Source organism: Cellulophaga sp. 3_MG-2023, assembly GCF_030546975.1.
Taxonomy (GTDB): Bacteria; Bacteroidota; Bacteroidia; order Flavobacteriales; family Flavobacteriaceae; genus Cellulophaga.
The window spans coordinates 1-642 of the sequence record NZ_JAUOPS010000017.1 but is presented as its reverse complement, the minus strand read 5'-3'; the positions used below and the strand labels follow the sequence as shown (position 1 = coordinate 642).

Annotated in this window: 1 protein-coding gene; it reads right to left on the bottom strand. The window is 34.3% G+C overall.

The annotated features are described in order from the left end of the window. Window positions 1–123: 123 nt before the first annotated feature. Window positions 124–642 (bottom strand): type IX secretion system membrane protein PorP/SprF (locus tag Q4487_RS17015; protein WP_303571927.1); only part of this gene is annotated, 519 nt, incomplete at its 5' end.

Below are 642 nucleotides of genomic sequence, written 5' to 3'. Positions count from 1 at the left end.
GCATATTGGTAGCTTTCAAACTTATCATCTGCTCTTTGTTGTTTTTTAGACTGTGCATTAGTGAGTGCACAACAAAACAAAAAGGCAAGTGTTATGTATTTAAATTTCATTTGTTTTGTTTTTTTAGAAGAATCTAGGGGTAATTACTTTTTTGTATCTAGACTTAAGTTCGTATCTTAAAAATACCTCAAAAGACCCATCATTAAAAGAAGTGTTTCCAAGATCAGTAGTTTCTTTATCGTATGCTAGTCCAAGCATAAGTTGTTCGCTAAGCTGAAACCCAACAAGAGCACTTAAAGCAGCATCCCAACGGTAAGCGGCTCCAAAGCTAAACTTGTCTCTAAGTAAAAAAGTAGCAGATAAATCTGCCTGTAAAGGCGCCCCTTTAACAGCTTTAATAAGCGCTGCTGGTTTAAGTTTTAAGTCTCTATTTAGCTCAAACACATAACCTGTAATTAAATACCAGTTCATACGTTCAACAGCGACAAAAGAGCTGTTTTGTCCACCAGAATTATCAAAATGTTCAGTTTCTAAAAAGTTAGGTACAGATAATCCTGCATAGAATTTATTGGTATGATAGTAAATACCTGCTCCAAAATTGGGAGAGAATTTTTTATCAATATCATTATATCCAGTAGGAGT